The following is a 21465-nucleotide window of genomic DNA, read 5'->3' as shown; positions in this document are numbered from 1 at the left end:
TGCTAAACTAATAACAACCAATGCAGAGAGGAGCATTCCAATGCCAACTTATATCATCTTCGATCTTGAATTCATGGTGGTTCGTAAACATCAGCATCTTGCCGACATTATCGAAATCGGTGCGATTAAAATGACCGAGCAAGAAGGAACACTGGTCATGACCGATGTGTTTCATTCCTATGTAAAGCCTTCGAGACAGTATAAATTAACACCGGAAACGACGCCGTTTACGGGGATTACGCAGGATCAAGTCGATCAAGCACCGTCTTTTCCCGAAGCGCTAAAGGCTTTTCAAGAGTGGATCGGCGAAGCGCCCTATTATTTATGCGCATGGGGAATGGACGATAAATATCAGTTCATCCAGCATTGCCGGTATCATCAGATCTCCTTGGATTGGCTGCAAAATTATAACGATCTTCAGCTGGCGTTTACTCGACTTCACCAATCGGATCATCGACAGAGGATCGGATTGAAACGGGCGCTAGACCTGCTGCAGCTCCCATTCATCGGAGAGCCGCATCGAGCCACCGATGACGCCTATAACACGGCGAAAGTCTTTCTTTCGATCTTCCCTAACATCCAGTTGGTTACGAATAATGCCGCAGAAGATCAGCTGTACGTCTCGGAAATGGTATATTCCACAGGCTCGGAAGAGAATCACCCATTCAGTAAACTGGCGGCAATGCTGGGAATGGCGCAATAGTGCCGTTCCTTATTCCCCCTCATACAGCTTGCGCCATCGTTCAAGCCGTTCCTTCATTCGTTCCCGGTAAGATACCGGGGCCAGAATTTCAGCATCCGGCCCGTACTGACTTACCCAGTTCATAAACTCCCGATCGTGATTCAAGGTGACCTCGAACAACAAACTGCCGTCCGGAAGGTCCTTCATCCTTGGTCTCACGAACATCTCCTCTTCTTTGATGTAACGGGCGACATCCGGCGAGAATTTCACTTTGAAATGAATTTGTTCCTCGCCGCGTTCAATCGACCAGGTGTTCTTCATATAATTCTTCAGGTTAAAGTCTCCGCGCTCGAAAGTGCGGCTGGTCATCTCCATAGAGCGGAAACGGCTCAGACGGAAGGTCCGAATATCCTTCGCCTGATGGCAATACCCGATCAGATAGAATCGTTGATCCCTCGGAACGAGGTAGTACGGATCGATCTCCCGTTCCGTTTGTTGGTTCCGGCTCTGCGTATGATATACAACGGTGATCGTCTTTTCTTCCACAATGGCCTGAATGACTTGATATAGATAGTTGGGAGCATCCTCCCGATATGCGGGAGACCCCATTTGGATAATATCCGTGACATGTTTCAGAATTTCCCGATCCCGCTTCTTCTGCCGAAAATGAGCGGCCATAACCTTGTCATACGCTGTGTCGAATCCCGGCGGCATATTGCTCTGGTCGACAAAGGAAGGGAGCATGGAGAAGACCAATGCCTCCTGCTGCGTCCAATTGAAGGGAAACATGGCAAAATCCCCGGCGAACGTGTAGCCTTTACCGTACCCTTCGTTGGTAATCGGCGCTACGAGGTCTAGTGAACGTAAATCCCGGTATATCGTTCTTTCCTCGGCTTCACATCGTTCCGCCAATTCCTTGGCGCTGATCCCCGGCCTTGCTTGGATGGCATAAATAATTTTGAACCATCTGAACAACTTATCGGACATAGTTCAATTCTCCTAATTGTATTTTCATTATGATTTATACACATTTCGACAACAAGCAACCATATCCTCCCAGAGAACTAAAAAAATTTCCGTTTACTTCTTCATATAAAAAGGAGAACTCAACTCAATGTTTAAGCTCTCCTGTTACCTTTAGTTGGATGGAAACCTTAACCGTATGCTTTTAGAACATAGATACATAGATACAGAGCTAGTATCACAGCACTACATACCGCCCGATCCCTGCGAAATAAAGCCCTGCTTCTTTCACTTTGAAGCCAAAGGTGCGTTCCCATTCCGAAGCGTAGACAAGGACCTGAGGACGATAGAAATTAACGAACGTCTCCAGGGCACCCTCCTCGACGTGATCGGTCTTGAAGTCAACAATGACCCAGCCGTCTTCTTCCTCGAACAGAAGATCAATGACGCCTCGCAAATAAGCATGCTTCACAGCATCATCCCCGGTTGCCGAAGCCGGGGCCGCTTCGAGCTTTATGACTTCCATTGCCATGTTGTTGAATGACTTAAGCTCCGCGGCGTTCTTCCTAAGTAACAGGGGCAGCTCGAATAACCGGCGGCGTGCACGCAAGCTTCGCTGCCACAGTTCGCTGACCAGGATGCTTTGCGCAATCCGTACGGCTTCGGGGATGTACTCTGTTGCCAATCCTTCTTCGCTCGCAAGCCAATGTACGGCCTCATCCAGATCCGACTCCGCCAATCCCTTGCCGAGCATTTCCAGCGTGCGATGGACAACGCTGCCGAATGCCATCCCTTTCCCCTCCGAGGACCATTCCGGACGGTCATGGAGCGTCTTGGTCTGTTCCGTTACCGACAGCAGGGAATAGGTAGGCCGGCTTATATCATCCAATTGGCGCTGACGAGCAGCCCGAATGCCGAGGATATCCGGTCCTTCGGTTAACTCCGTTTTTGACGTTTGTATGCGTTCAGGAACCTGAAGCTCCGGAAGCTCTGGCATTCCTTCAACGAGCGGGGTCCAAGGGCATTTGGCCGGCTGCTCGGGATATAAACTGATGACCAGCATTTGCTTGGGCCGCGTCGCTGCTACATACAGCAGCCGATCTTTCTCAGCCTGTGCGAATGTCCGCTCCCGCTCGCTCATTACGTCCCAACCGGGAGGCTGCGCAGCTATTTTCGGATGATATCCCCCTGTTTTCTTATGGATCGTAAAATACCCTGCTGCCGGGTCGGAAGACCGATCGATATATTGCGAGGGCTCGTGTTCGGACTCTTCGCATGGACCCGCAAGAATAACGACAGCCGCCTCCAGCCCTTTGGCTTTATGCAGATTCATCACACGGACGGCTTGATCGCCTCCGACATACAGACTCGAGGTTTCCATCCCTTGACATGCTCTTTCCATCAATCGGCATAGTTCGCTCCAGCTTGAAGCAGCCCTCCCATCGCTGTGCACAAGCTGCATCAATCCGACCAAGGTTCCCGCGCGTACCGAACCAGCGGGCAATGCCGATACATACGGTATGATCCCTAAATCTTCGACGATAAGACTGAAGGCTGCCGCTGCATGTAATGTACGGACCCATTCCGAATACATGCGCAATCTGGCCAGCACTGCGCCAACCGGCTGCGCATTTTCGCTCAGTTCTGCCTGCGATATCGATTCGTATATGGATATCCGGCTGCCATCCTGCTTATAGGCCCACAACTGCTGGTCGCTTAATCCAAATAACATGCCGCGCAGAACCGCGAGCAATGCAGGCTGATCGGAGGCGTCTTCAAGACAGCGGACCAGCTGCCAGAGCATCAGCATTTCTTCGTAAGCGGCCGTACTTCCGGAAGTATCAGCAGGAATACCGCTTAGGTCCAGCTGTTCCGCATAAACATGAATGAATGTTTTCGTCTTAGTGAGAATCAGGAAGTCCCCCGGAACTGCATTCCGACTTGTGCCGTCCCTCTGGATTATCTGCAGGTTGCCGTCGGTGCAAGCCCATGAAATATAACTTGCGATACGCTTGGCATCTTCCAGGGCAGCCGCTGCTTTTCCCCCGGTAATCTTGGGATAGTTCAACACGTATACACCATGCCCTGCTGCTTGGGACGAAATATCCCAGTCTGTCTCCATCTTCGCGAACGCCGCTTGATATTCCGTTTCGACTGAAGGAAATTTGTCTGCAAACCGACTGTTAATATAATCGCCGATCGATGGTACGGAACGGAAATTAGACGTTAATTTAAGCACACCCCCGCACTCGCGGATTCGCGCTTTGACCTCGTTATAAATCGAGATATCTGCCCTGCGAAAACGATAGATCGACTGCTTCGGGTCTCCCACCAGAAATAACGAGCCTGGCCGCGGTTTCAGCCGCCTCCAGTCCTGATTCTCCATTCCCAACTCGGTAACGCCCGTGAGCAGAAAAATAAGCTCAGCTTGCACCGGATCCGTGTCCTGAAATTCATCAACGAGGATCCGTTGGTATTTTTGCGCAAAGTAAGCCCGAACTTCAAGATGGTCGCGAAGCAGCCTGGCAGCTTCTACGAGCAGGTCCTGAAAATTCAACCGTCCCACAGATAAGCGGCGTTCCTGGCAATAGAGAATAGCCGGGCGAACGAACGCAATCAGCTTCGGGTATAAATATTCGCGCCATTCCTGCAGAAAGGGAAATAACACGGTTTCCTGCCAATCGATAAATCTGGTCTTCAGCTGGGCTGCCTGCTCTTTGGATGTCCATCGCTTCTGCGTTACATGGATCTTGCTCTCGAACTGCTCCGCAATCTCAAGAATGCGCATATCATCCTTCACGTCGATCAGCCGCAGCTTTTGGCGATTTGTACGTACAAGCGTTTGAAGCTTGTCCCATCCTTGGTCAGGCTCAGTCGATGGTATATACGGCGCCGCAGCCTCAAGCAGTAGGAAGAGCGTATCCCGAATGCGGTCGAAGTTTGGATACAGTCGTTCTTGACAAGGCAGCTCGACATCGGAGAATGTGGTTACCCGATCATAAACGTCCCGCAGTGTATTCACATCAACGCCGAGCAGCGATAGCTCGTCCAAGAGCCGCAGCTGCGCTTCATTCAATTCCGTAATATACTCATCCCAACAAGCATCCCGAAAGAGCTTGTCCTCCTCTTCAGCCATCTCCTCAAAATACGGATCCAGCCCTGCTTCAATCGGACGCTCCCGCAGCAGCAATGCGCAGAAAGAATGGATCGTTCCAATAAACATGAGATCCAGCTTGCTTAGAGCATCCGAATATCGACGACGGCTCGTTGAACCGGGTTCTGCTGTTCGATTAGCGTTTTCCAACGCGACCCGGAATCTTTCCTTGAGCTCCCCGGCAGCTTTATTCGTAAATGTAATCGCTGCGATTTGTTCTGCCTGCACGCCATGATCAATTAAGGCAAGAAGCCTGCCTACCAAGCTGGTCGTTTTACCCGATCCGGCCCCTGCCTCCACAAGCAGCGTCGTATCTAAATCATGAAGGATTCGATGACGGTCTGCTTGATCCGCCGGCAAGTTTAATAAACTGGATTCAATCAATCTCTTCCACCTCCCGCAGTGAACCTAATACAGCTGCATTGACAGCAGCTCCCCGTTTATTCCCCATCCACTCGGCGTGCGAGCCGCACACGGATTGGTATTTGCACCACGTACACGTATTAACATCTTTAGCTGGAATAAACAGACCTTGATTCATGGAATCCAGAAGTTTAGAGATGATGTCGCCTAATTCCTCCCTGCGATCTTGCTTCCTCCTGACATACTCTCCTCTTCCCCGTACGGTTGGAAAAGCATATTCCGCTTCCGTTACCCTGGCCTCAATATCTTTGCCTGTTAGGTGAAGCCACTGTTCAACCGCGATGGAGTACAGAGCATGCTGAAGCTGTGTTCCTCCGCTGAAATATTCGGCTGAGGCGTATTTCTTCATATTGCCTGTTTTATAATCAATGATTCGATATTCATGAGGGCCGATGCGATCCACCCGATCGACGAACCCTTTCAATTTCACTCGCATGCCGTCCGGCAATGTCAGCTCCATCGGCTCACCCTCAGGTGTACCTAGTTCCAATTCGAAATAGCAGGGCTCTTCGGTCTTCCCTTCTTCGTTCCTGTAAAAAACCTCTGCATCGCGCCGGATCTCCTCGCATTCTTTCTTCTGTACATGCGGGCTGGGAGCCGGTATAGACTTCGCGGCATCATCAAGTGCTTGGTCTACAATCCTATATAGCTTGCGTCTGTCATGCTGCGGCGGCTTCGTACCGAACTCCGTAACCTCCTCCAAATACAGCCTGTAAATATGATGCAGAAGCGTTCCCCGTTCATCGGCCTGCAGCCAACGGGCACGGTCAAAGACAGGAATTTCTTTAGGACGCAGTCTTAACACGGAATAAAAGTAGTATTGCAGTCCGCATGCCGCATACTTCTCCAGTTGACTCACACTGATGGCTTGTTGCCCCAGTATGCCATCCGAACCCGCTTTGTTCGTGCTCAGCCACCCGTCATAAACCGACAGCCTTTCATCTTGGCGATTCACCTGTGCCAGATATCCCTGCGCCAAAGCCGGATAAGCATGCGATACGGCCTTCCATCCATCTCTTGTTCCGCTTAAATCCCGAAGATATTGCGCCCATACATCGATCTCATCATATGTACTTCTTCGTTCTTCCGGATGCAGCACATCCATTACGCTGTACGGCTGCCCTAATACTCTCTCTAAAGCGCTGAAATCCTGCGTGTCATCCCCAGATTGCAGCCTCATTATTTGCAGCATCTCGAATGCAGGGCTTCGGCTTTCCCGCTCCCCCGGATCGTACGAAGCATAACTAAGCCACAATTCCCCGCATATGAGTGATAACCGGGCATCACGAACGTTTCTGAATTGTTTGGATTGTTCACGGACCAATTGTAAATGTTTAGATACCGCCGCCCGCTCTTCATCCAGCAACAGAGGATCCTGCATGATCGGCATGCTCCAGGCTCGTTCATCCATGCCGACGATCCATGTTCGGTATCTTCCGCTGAAGCCGCCGTTGTGGATGGAAGTAACGTGAACTGCCCCCGGCCTCGGTGTTGCATCGACCCGGATCCGTATGCCGTTCAAGATTTCAGTTACATATCGTACCGCCCACTCGGGCGTCATGGACCCAACTCGGATTCCCGATAGACGTGTGCTCCAAGCTTGAATGGCCGTTTTTACGTTCTGGTCGTCGCTCGAATGAAGAGGTACATGCTTCTCAACAAAATCCCCCAACCATTCGAGCAACAGATCGGGCCTCCACTCGCTTCCTTCCGGAAGCTTGTCGAACCAGCCTTGAAGCACCTCATGCAGCTTCATTCCAAGCTCCTGCTGCCCGTCCCCCATGCGTCGTTGTCGGGAATCAAGGATTCCGGCATAGCGATGTCTGCCCCAGCCGATTCCGCTCTGCTCCAGCAGGCGTATCCAATCCCCGGCGGATGCTTGCTGGTCAGCGATTTGCAGGCATCCGCTGCGAAGCATCTCCGTAAGGCGAGCCACTGGGAACCCTTCCTTAATCCAAGCAAGAATAGCTAGAGCAGCCTTGCCTGCCGTACAGTAGGAGATCGGAAGCCCATTGGAGAAGGTAGACGGGACCCCCGATGCCTCGGCCTGCGAGTAAAGTACAGGTGCATATCGTTCGTAATCCGACAACATGATTTCCATCTGATCCAGCGGCTCGGGCTCTGCAATCATTCTGCGAAACCCTTCGCGAACTTCCGCTAAACTTCCAGCGGCGCGAAACATCACCAGTCGATTGTTAGAGAATCTTGCATGAGAATAAAAAGGCTCATCGAAATTGATAATGTCCAGTTGGCTCCCGGCTATTTTCTCGATCAGATCCCATTCCATTCTCGACCATCCGGCAGGCTGCAGAAGTAAAAATCTTGTGTTATCCGCAGTTGGAGTACAATACTCGACCAAACCCGCAAAGTCCGTCAGCGCCTGCTCTATGAGGTAAGCCTCATAACGATCAAGCAATTGTTGGAGATACAAGCCTTTGCTCTCGTTCGAAAAGTCATTCGGATGTATTTCTCCGGAACAAACCCCAGCCATCCGCAATTCATCGAGCGACTGATGAACTTTACGGACCACCCCGGGGTTTACCATTGATTTTTGCGTAATATAACTATGAGGATCTGCTTCGGCCTGATGCAGCATTAGCTGTCGAATCACCCAGAACGCTTCCTCATCCTCAAGAAAACGTATCTTTCGACGCGACAGCTCGAATGCCGTATTGGCATGCACCATGCCCTGAAGTGTCTCAACTTCCACATTAAAAACAGAACCGAAACGTTCGCAAATTCGCTCTAGCAATTGGTGGCCTTGCGAATAGGACGGGACAATCAGCATCTTAGGGGACAGCGGATCTTCTTTTATTTTCTGATACAATCGATCTATTAGGTCCATGCCAATCCTCCTCCCTTGTAATTCTATATACCTACATTCGCCAAATTTCCCGTTGTCCCCTTCCTAAATCCGCAACAAAAAACAAAATACGCCAATTTTCCTCATTTCCAGGGAAAAGATTGATGTTCTGTTTGGAGAAATATATCGAGTGATGCTATTCCTTCCATAAGCTCAACAATGGCCAAATCCTTCACAATAAACCGGATCACACCGTAAACTTGTTGTTCAATTGAATCATAGATCCGACCAGCGCTCCGACATCCCTTAGGCACCGTATGCGTGCTGTTCGCAACGTAGCCGATCTTTCCAAGCGGAGGAATCACCGCCTGGATCGCCTCCTCGTCATACGGATTGCCCGGATCTTTCATAAGCTGCACGACCATCCCCGGCTTCAAAAAACCTGCGCCGAAATAATGCGATGTCCCGGTTATTGCAATAAACCTTTGTTCCATGCATATCTACTCTCCGTTTCTAACCCGAAACTGTACTTTATGTATTCCGGATATTCAGCCTCAATCTTGATAAGCTTATTTTAAAGCTCAGGATGAGCAGCTGTTTGTCAGCGAATGCATGTTCTCAAAATTAAAAAGCCCATGGATTAATCCATGGACTCTGCTGAATGTCCTCTTAACATCTCTACGAATTTAACATCAGCCGGAGCAAATTCATACTCTCCAAGCTCTGGTGGATATACCCACTTATACTCGTCATGGTCAACTAACATTATTTCGCCACTCACAAATTCAGCCTTATGGGCATACAAGCGAATATGTGTCGATCCATAATAATGGTCATGTTCACCATACGACTCATACGGTTGAATTTGAATATTCATTTCTTCTAGCAGTTCTCTCTTTAAACAATCTTCAACCGATTCATTAGGCTCGATTTTGCCACCGGGGAACTCCCATAGGCCTTCTTGAGCCTTTCCCATCTTACGTCTGGCTATTAAGATTTGGCCGACTTCATTTTCAATGATGGCCGCTGCTACCGCGAGCATCGATTCACTCCCTATCCAATAGCTTTATTTGCTGCCGGAACTAATTCCGGAGGCATCTCTTCTTTCAACCTCCACACAATACTCATTGGTTTATTGCCTTCATGTCTCACATACTCGGCTTCTCCTAAGAAAACAAAAGGCGAAGTATAATTATTCTCCTCTTTGTATTCACGGACAAATAATGCAATTCTGTTCCCGGTCTGTTTATGATGGATATATCGCTTAGCCGTATTCGTTTCTTCCGAAATACGACTTTGTGTTTGCCAGTGAAACAGCCGTTCATTGATGGCGTAATCTTCATATAAAGTAGAAGGAGAAAAGTCCTTGTCGGATTTATTTAGCGTAATAAAGAAAATATCCGTTTTCTTATCCTCGAAATATTTAACACCCTCGCGAAAGGCTGGGGCCTTGTCTTCATTCCAAAAACCAAAAGCCGCTAAAATTTGGTCCGTCGAATATGTGCAATGTAAGTCTAATGGACATACGAATGGGAACTCATTCTTTTTATCTACAAAGTTAATGTGTTCGTAATTATGCTTTAATATTTCAATGATCTCATCCCTAAACTCTTTACAGGAAACAATAGACTGGACAGCCTGGTTAATGTCCAGAAACCCATGTTTCTTCGGTTCTGATCGGTAGAAGGTATAATAAAGCATATTTAACATCAGTCGTTCTTCTTCTGTATGGGCAGATTTCCCTGGATCCTCAAGATAGTCGATTAAAAAACTTAGAAGTCTCCGGGAGTTTATGCTTAATAAAGCTGGAATACGTTTTGTCAGATACTCCATATCCTCGAATTCGAATGGTTCGATCAAACCCGCCTCAGCCATCAATCCTCGGAATGTCCGTTTCCCGTTACGTCCACCGTAAAACTCGTAAAGACTCATCCCGTGATATCGAGTAAAATGATCCAGTGTCAGGCTTAATCCAGTATCTTCTGTAAAGTATTTTAGCTTCTCGATAAGGCTTCTCTTATTGATTGTGGTTTGCTTAATATTTCTCAGGATGTATTCCTGAGCTTGCTTCTCAAGCTGAATAAAACTTCCACGTGGCAGGCTCGAGAAACCATTCTCGACATAATGCTGTATAGAATGCTTTGTTTTACCAAGCAAAGCCCTAAACTTCTCCTGGAAATTATATTCTTTATGGGCTTGCCCAATAAAATCAAGAACCGTTAAACATTCTTTTCCTTCTGCCAAACGAAGTCCACGGCCAAGCTGTTGTAAGAATACGGTTAAGCTCTCGGTGGGACGAAGGAATAAAACCGTGTTAATCTCCGGTATATCTACCCCTTCATTATAAAGATCTACAACGAAGATCACTTTGATTTCCCCTGACACTAATCTTCTCTTTGCAGAGCTCCGCTCATCGTTACTTGACTTTCCATGCAAGGCAATCGCGGCTATCCCCGACTCATTGAAAACTTTAGCCATGTAAAGTGCATGAGCAACACTCACGCAAAAACCGAGGCCCTTCACTTCATCCAAATCGGTTACATATTTCTTTAGACTGTTTATAACTTGGCTTGCCCGAATTTTATTATGGGAATATAAATTTTCAAGCTCATTTAGATCGTATCCTCGCCTTGACCACTTGACCTGAGACAAATCGACACTATCCGTCACACCGAAGTAATGAAAGGGGCAGAGCAGTTTTCGATCAATGGCATCTGTTAGGCGAATCTCTGCTGCAATTGTATCATTAAAGTAGTGCAAAATATCTTTCCCATCCATTCGCTCAGGCGTAGCTGTCAAACCTAATAAAATTTGTGGCTGATAATATGCCAGTAGCCTTTGATAAGAAGGGGCTGCGGCATGATGAAACTCATCAACGATGATGTAATCATAAAAGTTCCGAGTGGTTTTTTCAGTAAGTTTTAAAGTATTGAAGCTTTGAATACTAATAAATAGATGATCAATCGAATCGGCCTGGTTACTCCCTACGTGAAGTTCCCCAAAATTTAGGTCTTTCAGTATAAAACGGAAGGTGTCCAAGCTTTGCTTTAGAATTTCCTCACGATGGGCCACGAAAAGTAATCTCGACTTTTGATTCCGGTCGGCAAACCGTTTGTAGTCGAAAGCAGAAACAACCGTCTTTCCTACTCCCGTAGCCGCCACTAGTAGATTTCTCGTTCTTCCATATATCACTCTCTGAGCCTCGAGCTTCTCAAGGATTTCCTTCTGGTAATCGTAAGGCGTAAGGGTAAATGGGAAGGTTAGCTGATTTCGCTCATGTTCTTTCTTTTTGCCAAGTGCCTGCTGGAGAAGCAATTGATGCTCCTGATCCGCAAAGGAAAAACTTTTAAATTCACGATCGTTCCAATAACTCTCAAAGGTTGCCTCTATCTTTCGTAGGACGTCATAAGAATCCTTCTCCGTAACCTTTAAGTTCCATTCTAAACCACTCGTAAGCGCAGGATTCGAAAGATTAGATGATCCGACGTAAGCCGTAGTAAATCCAGTATCTCTTTTAAATAAATATGCCTTCGCATGTAACCGTGTTCGCTCTGTATCGTATGAGATTTTGATTTCTGTGTTCGGGAGTTTACTTAATTCTGTCACAGCCTTGTAATCCGTTGCTTCCATATAGGTCGTTGTTATGACACGTAACCGGCCTCCATTTGCCGTGAACTCCTCTAACTGCTCCATTAGGAAACGTAGCCCGCTCCATTTTATGAAAGAAACCAACAGATCAACCTGATCCGAAGTAATAATCTCTGCTTTAAGCTCACTCATCATATTAGGTTCCGAATGGGAACCCGTAAACAATGAACTTTGAGACAAAGGAGTTGTAGGTCGATGAACCTTAGACTCTTTGATACCTCGAATATGATTTAGTTTGGAATAGACATAGGTTAAAACCTCACCCTGTTCATCAAGCTGCCATTCCCTTAATTCTTCATTGTCCAGTGTATTACGCAGAGTGGCAATAATTTCATTGCAGGCACGTACCTGTAACAGGAGTGCTTCATCATCATTGCTACTTTCCCGAATAATTTTCAATGCTCTACGAATCACGGTGCCTAAGTAATTAGAGAGCACCTTGCGCGCTTCCTCCGGATCTAATGGCTCAATCCCAATTTCGTATAAGGAACTATCCAAAGTCAATAACCGTCTTCTAGTAAGATTATTTATAATCTGCTCATAAAGGCCCTCTTTCATATAGCAGCAACTCCTTAATTGTTTGAGCAAGCGATTTAATATTTGAAAACCCCCTCATCACTGAAGGGGTCTCTGCTTCTGCTCTTTACGTTCAAAATGATGATGCAGCCTATATAGGCAGATTTCCTTCGTCCACCGATGCAAAATGGATCGATGCTCGGGGGCAGGTTCAATTCTTAGACTAAACAGACCATCCTCGAAGCGGGTCATGCTTCCTTTAGCCGAGCCCCATTTTGTCATTGGCATCCGCTCGATGAGCTGGCTAACGCCGGTCTCATTGTATTCCCAGAGACGCTTCGAATCCTTATCGGAGAAATCGATCCTTCTCCGGTATTCCTTTTCCATTAGGTACCCATGGAAGAATGGCGCTACTTCCTGAGGAGTAACCGATTCTGCCCAATGTTCGGTCCCACGCTCGAGCATATACAGGAGCACGATCATTTTATAACTCTTGGTCATGACAGTCTTCTCGACATCACGTATCCAAGCCTCATACTGATAATAAATCTCCTCTTCTTCCTTCGTTAAGCACTCTGCCCAGAGGAGAAATCCGATATAAGAACCGAATTCATTCCGATATTCCCAGCTGTTCGAGCTGCCATGAAGGTGAAGCTCCAAATATGTAGGGATTCGACCGAGCTCATTCTTGAGATCCAGGAAAGAACGGTGCAGACGCTCGCGATGCGGCAGTTTCTTACGACTTAGTTCATCCAGAAGGTTAACAACAGATGTCTCCAAATGGAGCTCGCATCCATCTGGCACAGTCGGGATGATCGGTTCCTTTGCCGTTTTCTTTCCTTCACCGTCATTTGCGAATAATCGAAGCTTCACGTCCGCATTACGATAATTACCGATGAGGTCAATGATTGTGCAGTGCGTCTTTCGCTCCGATAACCGCAGTCCCCGGCCAACCTGTTGTGTAAAGACGGTTAAGGATTCGGTCGGTCGGACAAAAAGCAGGGTATCCACACTAGGAATATCTACTCCCTCATTAAACAAATCTACCGTAAATATGATTTCTAAATCTCCTCTATCTAGACGGTCTATCGCCTCTCCTCTTGTAATTCCTACGGCTCCAGAGTGAAGGCTGACCGCAGCTATTCCTCTGTCTTGAAAATACCCCGCCAAAAAATCCGCTTGTCGGATTGATGAGCAAAAGCCAATCGTCCGTGTTTGCTTATGCGCGTTCCAGGCATCGTAGATCTTGTCTGCCAGCGACTCTCTCAACTGAGCTGCAGTCAACTGCTCGTCATCATAATGCGTTCCGATCCACCGAATGGATGAATAATCTGTATCGTCATAGACACCGTAATATTGGAATGGGGACAACCAGCCGCGACGGATGGCTTCAATGAAATGAATCTGGTAGGCGACGTTGCCGTCACAAAGGGCATACACATCCTTCCCATCCATTCGGTCTGGTGTTGCCGTGATGCCAAGTAAAAACTTCGGCTTAAAATACTGGATAACCGATTGGTATGAGTTTGCAGCTGCATGATGGAATTCGTCCACCACGATAAGATCAAATCCGTCCGGTGCGAACGATTCACGGTGCTTCTTCATTCCAAGCGTGTAGATTGAGGCAAACACGCAATCCGCGTTCCCTTCTTTTTTGACACCGTTATAGATACCGAAGGTTTTGTCCGGCATGATGCGCTGGAATGACCGTTTGGCTTGATAAAGAATTTCTTCTCGATGCGCAATGAATAATACCCGTTGAAAACGCTGGGCGAAAAAGCCTGCTAGATAGGTTTTTCCGAGTCCGGTGGCCATAACGACCATGGCTTTGTCATATTCTTCTTCTAGCGTTCTCTCTAGAGCGTCAAGAGCATCAATCTGAGCAAAACGTGGATGAATAGACCCTTGTTCGTTTTCAGAAACCTTATCCTCAACAGGATCGCTAGCGTTTTCAGTTCGGTACTCATTCTCCTCCATCTCGGTTATCATTCGAATTAACTCCGGGTTTTTGCGATGATACGTTCGATATTCCTCTTCATATAGAGAAATGGTGTTGTCATTGAGCGGCAGCGTAGAATCGTGATAAAAGTTTTGCATAAACTTTTCAAGCGCGACTTGGAACGTATAAGGCTCGGCCTTTGCATTCATAGCCAGGTTCCACTCCATCCCCATTCTCATGGCGGACATGGAGAAGTTAGAGGAACCGACGATAAGGAGCCCTTCACCGTTTTCGTAGTCAAACAAATAGGCCTTTGGGTGAAAGGAAGTTCCCATACTGCGCCATAACCTTGCCTCCAACAGGGGATCGATATCACGTAATGCCTGCAAGCCTTCAGGCTGCGTAACGAATAAATAATCCCCAGCGAGAACCTTTACCTCGGCTCCCCGTTCGATCGCACCTTTCAAATGGGGCGCCAATAAACGCACTCCTGACTGCATAACGAACGAAGTCATAATATAGATTCCGGAAGCATTCTGCATCCCGGTGATTAAATCGTCTGCTAAGTTTTCCGTAATTAGCTTGACATTAAGCGTTGTCGTCGACATCGATTAGATACACCCGTTCTTGGAATCCGCCTCGAGCTGTCGCCTTCTTCTCTCTCAAAGCTTCAAGCTCTTCCCATGTTGCTCCATGTACGACCGCCAATGCCCGAATAACCTCAAGCATATCTGCAAGTTCTTCCAACGACTCCTTTGAACTTTCAGCGGCAAAGTATTCCTCCGACTCTTCTTTAAGCTTTATGATCAATTCTTTCTTATACTCTTCCTCATCCAAGATCCGTGTGCGAAATTCTTTGCCTGTAGCTTCAATGACTTGGGGAATCAGATCCCGAACTAGCTTATTGTAAACCGGCATAGATTCTCATCCTTTACATGGTTAATTATGTATTCCTATTGTATCATAACAATAGGATTTAAGAGGCGATACCTGAGGAACAGAAACCTATTATCTCGGGAAATCATATCCTGATGTATACCGTGCCGTCCTGGCTTCTATACCCCATCAGAATGGCGAATCTAGTTCTGTTGTGCATATGAATCTAGTACCGAGCATTCGGCAGAGAGCAAGTGCGTATCTGACTGAATCATAAATTAGAAAAGCTGGCATCGGGTAGATATCGATGTCAGCTTGTTTTGTTTATTGAAAAATAAGCTTTACCGTTGTTATTAACACATGGGCAGGACACCATGCATCAATGGTGACATATGCAAATCAACCGTCCCAATTGTCCTGGCGGAAGCCCTGTAAAACCTTTCTCCATTCATAGGCATATTTAACCATATTTTAACTCCTATTCATTAATTAGGTATAATGTACGAGAGAACAAACATTGGAGGATAACTATGTTTAGGAAACTTTCGATTATTGTATGCATCATTCCATTTTTGCTCGTTGGCTGTGTATCGCAAAGTGACTACGATACGCTAGAAAAAGAGAAAGGTGAACTGTCTGATCAACTCTCGGCTGTAGTAGCCGACCTAGACTGTAACAAGAAAAAGTTAGATGAGCAAGCGAAACAACTTGTTGAACTCGAACAACTGCACTCTGAAAATGAACAATTAAAAAAGAAATTAGACTTATACCGCAGTGAAGTCAATTCGAAAGCAGAACAAGGCAGTAACTACAACAGCACTGTAGAAGAAGAATACATCAACAACTTGCTTGAAGTTTATGATTTCAAGGCTACATGGATAAATTCTTTGCTAGACGGTAAAGTACCGGGAGTCGTGTTCAAAATCAAAAACAAAGGAAAAAAAACCATATCTGAGATCGAAGTTACAGTTTACTTCAACGATGGTAAAGGCAACAATATCGCCGAAGAATCGTATCATCCGGTGTATGACTCCATTACAAGTGACTATAAGGAACTCAAACCCAACTATACATTCCAATTAGAAAGTGACAGATTCTACTCTACAAAAACTGTTCCAGAGGAGTGGAAATCCGGAAACGCAACAACCGAAATAACGAATATAAAGTTTAAAGAAGAGTAACTGTCATATTTAATCCGTGGCTCTTAGAATATGTAGGGGAGAGGGCCTATTCGACGACAGCATCTGAACGCTGTCGTTTTTTTTGCTTATATCGATACTTACCGACTATGTTTAGGCGTCAAAACGATATTAGGATACCGGTCAGTGTGTAATCCGCATTTGAACCCGATCCTAATGATGGAAATCAGCTGCGTCATGTCTATTAGTTGGGCTATGAAATACTTCAGCGGCACATAAAGACCCTGCTGGCTATTGGCTGGCAGGTTCTGTTTGCGTTTGGAAATGTAAAGCCTGACAATTAAAGCGAACGATGATTATTCTAAGTAAGATCGATCCTTCGCTTTTGTCTGGCATCACTCTTTAATTTCTTTTGCTAGTTCGATAAGATAATCAAGAGTCACATCTTCATAAACTGTGCCCACGGTAAATACATGATCATTTGTAACAATGTGGACCGTTTTCCTTGGGCCTTCATCTGTAGTCACTGCTTGGAATCCATTGATATCAATCACGGACACTTCACTAGAGTCATATATGCTCAAATTTTTAAAATAGTCAATAGACACATTTGGGTCACGGTCTACTTGGAAAAACGTTACTTCTGATCCGCTCTTAGTAGCATAGACTACTCGCTTGTCTACATTTGTTCCCCAATCAGTTTCATTTACCAATACCAATTTCTCAATAGAATTGTTAGACGCAGTACTTATATTTGCTTGAGACATTGTTCGATCTGCCAAGTCTAACGGAATATGGATATCATCAGTCGAAGCATTTTCAATATCAATATTTACAGTAACCGGTTCAGGAAGTTGATTTGCAGTAAAATCGCTTTCATTAACAACACCTTCCAAATCAGACGGTGTAGACTCAGATATGCTGCTTTCATTTACATTTGTTACAAGCGGTTGTTCAGCGGTATAAGCATAAATTGAAGTGCTTGCTCCCAAAGCAGCCACTATTCCTAAAGAAATTAGAATAGACTTTTTCATGTATTCATCCTCCTATTGATTTTATTGAGTATATTCGAATAATATTAGTTGAACCATCTCTGGAAAACTAAACCAGAACTTACCACATTTCCATTTGATCTGTATTGAAGATAATAACTCATAGTTACATCGACGTTAGTCGCATAGTATGAATATATAGTTTCGTAGGTTGTGCTACCAGGATGAAGGTAACGGTATTGTCCATACCCCCCAGTAGGCATCACATAAGTATCCATCCTTGACCATGTACCTGAGCCAGCAACCCCGTCTGAAGTCAATCCTTCTCTTGATTGGAAAGCTTTCACCGCATTTGTAGTGCCAGAACCATAACTGCCATCTACCGTCCCTACTGTTGATTGATATCCAGATGACCACAAGTTAGCTTGAAGTGCTCTAACATACCCTCCAGAAGAACCGGAACGAAGTGTTGGGAACTCCTCCCTGAAAAGTGCATCAGCTGCAGTACCTAAAAATATAATACTGGATAGAGAAATAGAAGAAGCAAGCAATAAGACTTTCGAAAATGCTTTTTTCATTTTTCCACCTCGTATTCTTTTAATAGTTTGGGATTGAATATTGGCTTGTACGACTTACGAAATCCAAGTAGATCCCCTGATGTCTGCTAATTACTCCTTTGGAGCTTAGGAAGCCTTCTCTGCAAATGTTCACCTCCAATTCATAATCTATGAAGTAGTTAATAGCTGCTTCATAGTATAAAACGTAAAGAAACAATCAATAGTTAGGCGTAATTCCAAAATAAATTCATAATTACTTTATATAGTAGAAATTTGATTAATTGAAACGAAGGGGTATTTTCAGCACATAACATAAATTATGTACCGAAAACCTCTCCTATTAAGAATCTTTAACAAAACCATAACCCAGAGCTCGCCGCCAGTGCTTATCTCTTCGATTCTCCCAGCCCTGACTTTATAAATGGCAGAATATAGGCCTTTAAAGCGTTAAATCTCGTTTGGAGATCTTCACCCTCAAGTAAAATTTTGTTGTTACCGTATCCCCGATAATATTTCCCGTCCTTAGCACAGTAAATGCCGAATTTTGAGGAATTGCCGCCACCAATTCCTGCTAGAATATTCATTCGTTCCAGCCAATAGATGAAGGTATCTTTGGAATGTATACTTACTCCGTGATTGGTATGGCTGACAATTGTTCTATTGGGAAACCTGGTAATGAACTCCTCCCGTCCTTTGATAAGTTCTTTAACCTTTCCTATTGGGGGATCATATTCTTTCGCTATATCAATGAGTTTCATTGATATAGACATCAATTCTCAGCTCCATAAATGAATTCTTTTTAAATTAATATGTTCTTGTCTATACTACAAACAATCTACTTTCAGATTAAGGATATTCGATTTCTGGGCAGTTTTATTTCTCGGGATACTCAATTAACTTTATTTTGTTAACCTTTATACCTCCAGGTATGTATTGATCTCCTTCTGAAGTACTCTAACTTCCGCACTGATCACATCACCTACATTGTAAATTTCTATGTTTTTAACGGGCAGCCAGAATCCGTCTACGTAAATTTGTGAAGATTGTTCATTAATCTCTTCTACAGGACCCTCGACATGAAAGGTATTCTGTTCCCCGACGCAGCCAACAAGAGCCGAAAATAAGAGTAACATCATTACAAATCGATTCATATTGTAACGTCTTCTCCTTTGGTTATAGCACCTTTAGTGAGAACTTTTACTGCCAAATTATATATCCTTCAGACTCTAAAAGACTTTATGAAAACCACCAAAGAAATTAAGAAGAATACAGCACCTAAAGCTGCTCCTGCATAAAGCGGCAATTTACTATCCGTAAAATAGGTCAATGCTGCCCCTGCTACAAACAACACAGCCCCCAAGTTCGCTGAAGATTTCGCATACTCCCGGACGTCCTTAATCCTTCGAGCATGATCGGATTCCTCTTCATCATCTCCATACTCTCCATACTCTTCAGCCTCTTCGTATTCCTCGTAATATTCATCCTCATCATCATACTCTTCATCTAGACTTCCTTCCTGCTCATCGTCCTGCTTACCGGATACTAAAATAGAAAGCTGACCATCATGCTCGCACATCATAATCCAAGGATAGGTTCCTTCTGGCAGCTCAAATACTCTTTCCTCAAGGGGTTGAATAGGTTCGCTTGAAGTTTTGGTCCCATGTGAGAGCGTTCCGGGGTGGATATTGATTTCCTTACCGGTATCATTGAAATATACTATCTTCACCTAATCTCCAACCTTCTAATATGGTTAATTATGTATCCATTCTATCATCAATGAACATAGATTCGTCATCATATGCGTACTCAATTCCCTCCCAACCTATCGTGTAACTGAGAACCTCCATCAAGTCACTGATCTTCTCTAAACATATGCCTCCCCCCTGGTACTACATTTTGTAATGATTCCACCTACATCGCTTGACACTCACTACACGATGTAGTAATTTATAATCACTACGTAGTGTAGTAATACGATTCGTTATGGACGCATAACGATTTGAAGAGGTGTTCACCGTGAACCAAATTCAAAAGCTATCGGATACTGAAATGGAACTCATGGAGGTAATTTGGGAATGCGACCCTCCTGTCACATCGACCGAATTACTGCATATTTTCGCTGGGCGGGGCAAGGAGTGGAAAGCGCAAACGATCTCCACCTTCCTATCGCGGTTGGTTGATAAAGGAGCGCTTAAAGCAACAAAGCATGGCCGAACGAACAAGTATACGCCCCTGATCACACCGAAAGAATACAAACTGGCCGAGACGCAGCATGTTCTGGACGAAATATATCAAGGATCGGTGAAAAATTTAATCGCAGCCTTGTATGACGGTGACAAGCTTTCGGATGAAGATATTGTGGAACTGAAGCAATGGTTTTCGGGAAAGTAGGTGCCATTCATGAATACCATTCTTGAACTGCTGTTTACGTTGAATGTAGCGGGTAGTGTCATTGTAGCTTGTATCCTATTGTTGCGACTATTACCCACCGATGCCTTCCCTACAAAGTGGCGTTACGGACTTAGCAAAATGTCCGTAGGCTTCTATCTTTTGCCCGTAGCTCTTGTTCTGCAATGTCTTGGGTTGCTCTTTACTCCGAAGCAAAACCCTTCTTTATCCGGTTTACCTATGAGTGTGCAGCAAATACAGCCTGATCTATCCAAAGTGGCTATTCCAGAACTGAATTTTTCGGCTGATATTGCCCTTGCCTCTTTGAGTATGTGGGGGATCGGAGCTTTAGTTTTTGCAGCGTGGCAGGTGTATTGCTATCGGACGTTTGTAGGGAAATTACAGCAAACTCGCATCCCCGTTCCAGAGAACAGTGAAGCTGACAGACAACTTACCTTAATGAAGGAAGTTCTAGGCATGCGCAGCAACGTTCATCTTGTATACAGTTCTGCTGTTCGGAGTCCTGTCCTTGTCGGGCTATGGAAACCGGCTATTTACCTCCCTATGGAAAATACGGCGGATATGGATATGAGTATGGTGATCCGTCATGAGCTGACCCATTTAAAACGGAAAGATATATGGGTCAAAGCATTTGCGATGGGAGCGTCCGCCATCCACTGGTTTAATCCCTTAGTCCACATTCTTCGCAAGGACATTCAGACATGGAGCGAGCTTTCTTGCGATGAAGAAGTCGTAAAAGAGATGTCTTATGCCGAGCGAAAACGCTATGGGGAGACGATCTTGAACGTCATGGAAGGGTCAAGGAATTTACCCGTGCAATTCTGTGCCTTCTTATCCAGTGACGGCAAACAATTGAAAAGGAGATTGATCATGATGCTTAGTGTGAAGAAGTTGAAAAGACAAACCGTAATCTTTGCGGCAACGGCAATCATTGCTGTTGGAGCAATCGGGGCATCTACAGCCGTTTGGGCTTCAAAAAATTCACCTGAGATCAAAACTGAAGCAACAATAAACGATGCTACTAATCAAACCATTGAAGAGATCGGTGGTTCTGCATCAAATACAATCTCCCAAAGCATACATTATTTTAAGTATGACGCTCTTTTACCTGATGAGAAAGAATTAGTAACTAAAGAATTGGGGCTTTATGAGCCTAAAGGTTACGACAACTTGGTTCCTTATGAAAAACTCACACCAGCCGAACAGACTCAAGTTACTAAAGAAGATGGAATTTACACTTCTGAAGTAATTGATAAGCTCAAATAAATCTAATCAGAACCACCCGTCAAACGGGTGGTTTGCTCTTGGGGTATAACCCCTTGTTGCCAAACTGCGCCTAAAGACGCTAGCCTGACAATAAAATT

17 protein-coding genes are annotated in these 21465 nt (G+C 45.3%); 4 read left to right on the top strand and 13 right to left on the bottom strand.

The features are described 5' to 3' along the window. Positions 1-40: 40 nt before the first annotated feature. A complete protein-coding gene (locus tag J2Z18_RS29360) occupies positions 41-703 on the top strand; it encodes a 3'-5' exonuclease (protein WP_210095730.1) in 663 nt (220 codons plus the stop codon). Between the two features lie 9 nt (positions 704-712). Here J2Z18_RS29360 and J2Z18_RS29355 read toward each other — a convergent pair whose 3' ends face one another. From J2Z18_RS29355 to J2Z18_RS29320, 8 genes are all read right to left on the bottom strand, one after another. Next, positions 713-1669: a helix-turn-helix transcriptional regulator gene (locus tag J2Z18_RS29355; RefSeq protein ID WP_095399328.1), complete on the bottom strand. Its 957-nt coding sequence runs from the start codon at positions 1667-1669 to the stop codon at positions 713-715. A 214-nt stretch (positions 1670-1883) separates the two neighbouring features. Next, on the bottom strand, positions 1884-5183 hold the full coding sequence (locus tag J2Z18_RS29350; protein ID WP_210095729.1) for a UvrD-helicase domain-containing protein: 3300 nt from the start codon (positions 5181-5183) through the stop codon (positions 1884-1886). After that, positions 5176-8067, bottom strand: coding sequence for a PD-(D/E)XK nuclease family protein (locus J2Z18_RS29345; RefSeq protein WP_210095728.1), 2892 nt, complete (start codon positions 8065-8067; stop codon positions 5176-5178). Before J2Z18_RS29345 ends, J2Z18_RS29350 begins: the two co-directional genes overlap by 8 nt. Positions 8068-8168: 101 nt before the next feature. Then, complete coding sequence (locus tag J2Z18_RS29340; protein ID WP_210095727.1) at positions 8169-8519, bottom strand: HIRAN domain-containing protein; 351 nt, start codon at positions 8517-8519, stop codon at positions 8169-8171. A gap of 146 nt (positions 8520-8665) precedes the next feature. Beyond that, the gene (mutT, locus tag J2Z18_RS29335) at positions 8666-9067 is read right to left on the bottom strand and encodes an 8-oxo-dGTP diphosphatase MutT (protein ID WP_210095726.1); all 402 of its coding nucleotides are present in this window, start codon (positions 9065-9067) and stop codon (positions 8666-8668) included. An 11-nt stretch (positions 9068-9078) separates the two neighbouring features. After that, on the bottom strand, positions 9079-12231 hold the full coding sequence (locus J2Z18_RS29330) for a DUF3427 domain-containing protein (RefSeq protein WP_210095725.1): 3153 nt from the start codon (positions 12229-12231) through the stop codon (positions 9079-9081). 57 nt (positions 12232-12288) lie between these two features. Then, on the bottom strand, positions 12289-14736 hold the full coding sequence (locus tag J2Z18_RS29325) for a DEAD/DEAH box helicase family protein (protein ID WP_210095724.1): 2448 nt from the start codon (positions 14734-14736) through the stop codon (positions 12289-12291). Further along, positions 14717-15046: a nucleoside triphosphate pyrophosphohydrolase gene (locus tag J2Z18_RS29320; RefSeq protein ID WP_210095723.1), complete on the bottom strand. Its 330-nt coding sequence runs from the start codon at positions 15044-15046 to the stop codon at positions 14717-14719. The genes J2Z18_RS29325 and J2Z18_RS29320 overlap by 20 nt, the downstream gene beginning before the upstream one ends. Before the next feature lie 488 nt (positions 15047-15534). Here J2Z18_RS29320 and J2Z18_RS29315 point away from each other — a divergent pair, with 488 nt between their 5' ends. Then, positions 15535-16185, top strand: coding sequence for an MreC domain-containing protein (locus tag J2Z18_RS29315; RefSeq protein ID WP_210095722.1), 651 nt, complete (start codon positions 15535-15537; stop codon positions 16183-16185). A gap of 353 nt (positions 16186-16538) precedes the next feature. Here J2Z18_RS29315 and J2Z18_RS29310 read toward each other — a convergent pair whose 3' ends face one another. The 5 genes from J2Z18_RS29310 to J2Z18_RS29290 form a co-directional block, all read right to left on the bottom strand. Continuing rightward, positions 16539-17177, bottom strand: coding sequence for a hypothetical protein (locus J2Z18_RS29310; protein ID WP_210095721.1), 639 nt, complete (start codon positions 17175-17177; stop codon positions 16539-16541). A 44-nt stretch (positions 17178-17221) separates the two neighbouring features. Next, positions 17222-17713 (bottom strand): peptidoglycan-binding domain-containing protein, encoded by a 492-nt coding sequence (locus J2Z18_RS29305; RefSeq protein ID WP_210095720.1) that lies wholly within the window; start codon positions 17711-17713, stop codon positions 17222-17224. A 365-nt stretch (positions 17714-18078) separates the two neighbouring features. Beyond that, a complete protein-coding gene (locus J2Z18_RS29300) occupies positions 18079-18462 on the bottom strand; it encodes a hypothetical protein (RefSeq protein ID WP_210095719.1) in 384 nt (127 codons plus the stop codon). A 144-nt stretch (positions 18463-18606) separates the two neighbouring features. Continuing rightward, positions 18607-18843 carry a hypothetical protein gene (locus J2Z18_RS29295; protein WP_210095718.1) on the bottom strand — a complete coding sequence of 79 codons (237 nt, stop codon included), beginning with the start codon at positions 18841-18843 and terminating at the stop codon, positions 18607-18609. Positions 18844-18911: 68 nt separating this feature from the next. Further along, entirely contained in the window at positions 18912-19418 is a 507-nt protein-coding gene (locus J2Z18_RS29290; protein ID WP_210095717.1) for a hypothetical protein, read from the bottom strand. A gap of 290 nt (positions 19419-19708) precedes the next feature. Between J2Z18_RS29290 and J2Z18_RS29285 the strand changes: the two genes are divergently transcribed. Further along, complete coding sequence (locus tag J2Z18_RS29285) at positions 19709-20083, top strand: BlaI/MecI/CopY family transcriptional regulator (RefSeq protein ID WP_007131084.1); 375 nt, start codon at positions 19709-19711, stop codon at positions 20081-20083. 9 nt (positions 20084-20092) lie between these two features. After that, positions 20093-21367, top strand: coding sequence for a M56 family metallopeptidase (locus tag J2Z18_RS29280; RefSeq protein WP_007131083.1), 1275 nt, complete (start codon positions 20093-20095; stop codon positions 21365-21367). Positions 21368-21465: the final 98 nt, after the last annotated feature.

The organism is Paenibacillus lactis, from assembly GCF_017873605.1.
Taxonomy (GTDB): domain Bacteria; phylum Bacillota; class Bacilli; order Paenibacillales; family Paenibacillaceae; genus Paenibacillus_AQ; species Paenibacillus_AQ lactis.
The sequence above is the reverse complement of the archived record's forward strand: the minus strand, read 5'-3'. Positions and strand labels throughout refer to the sequence as shown.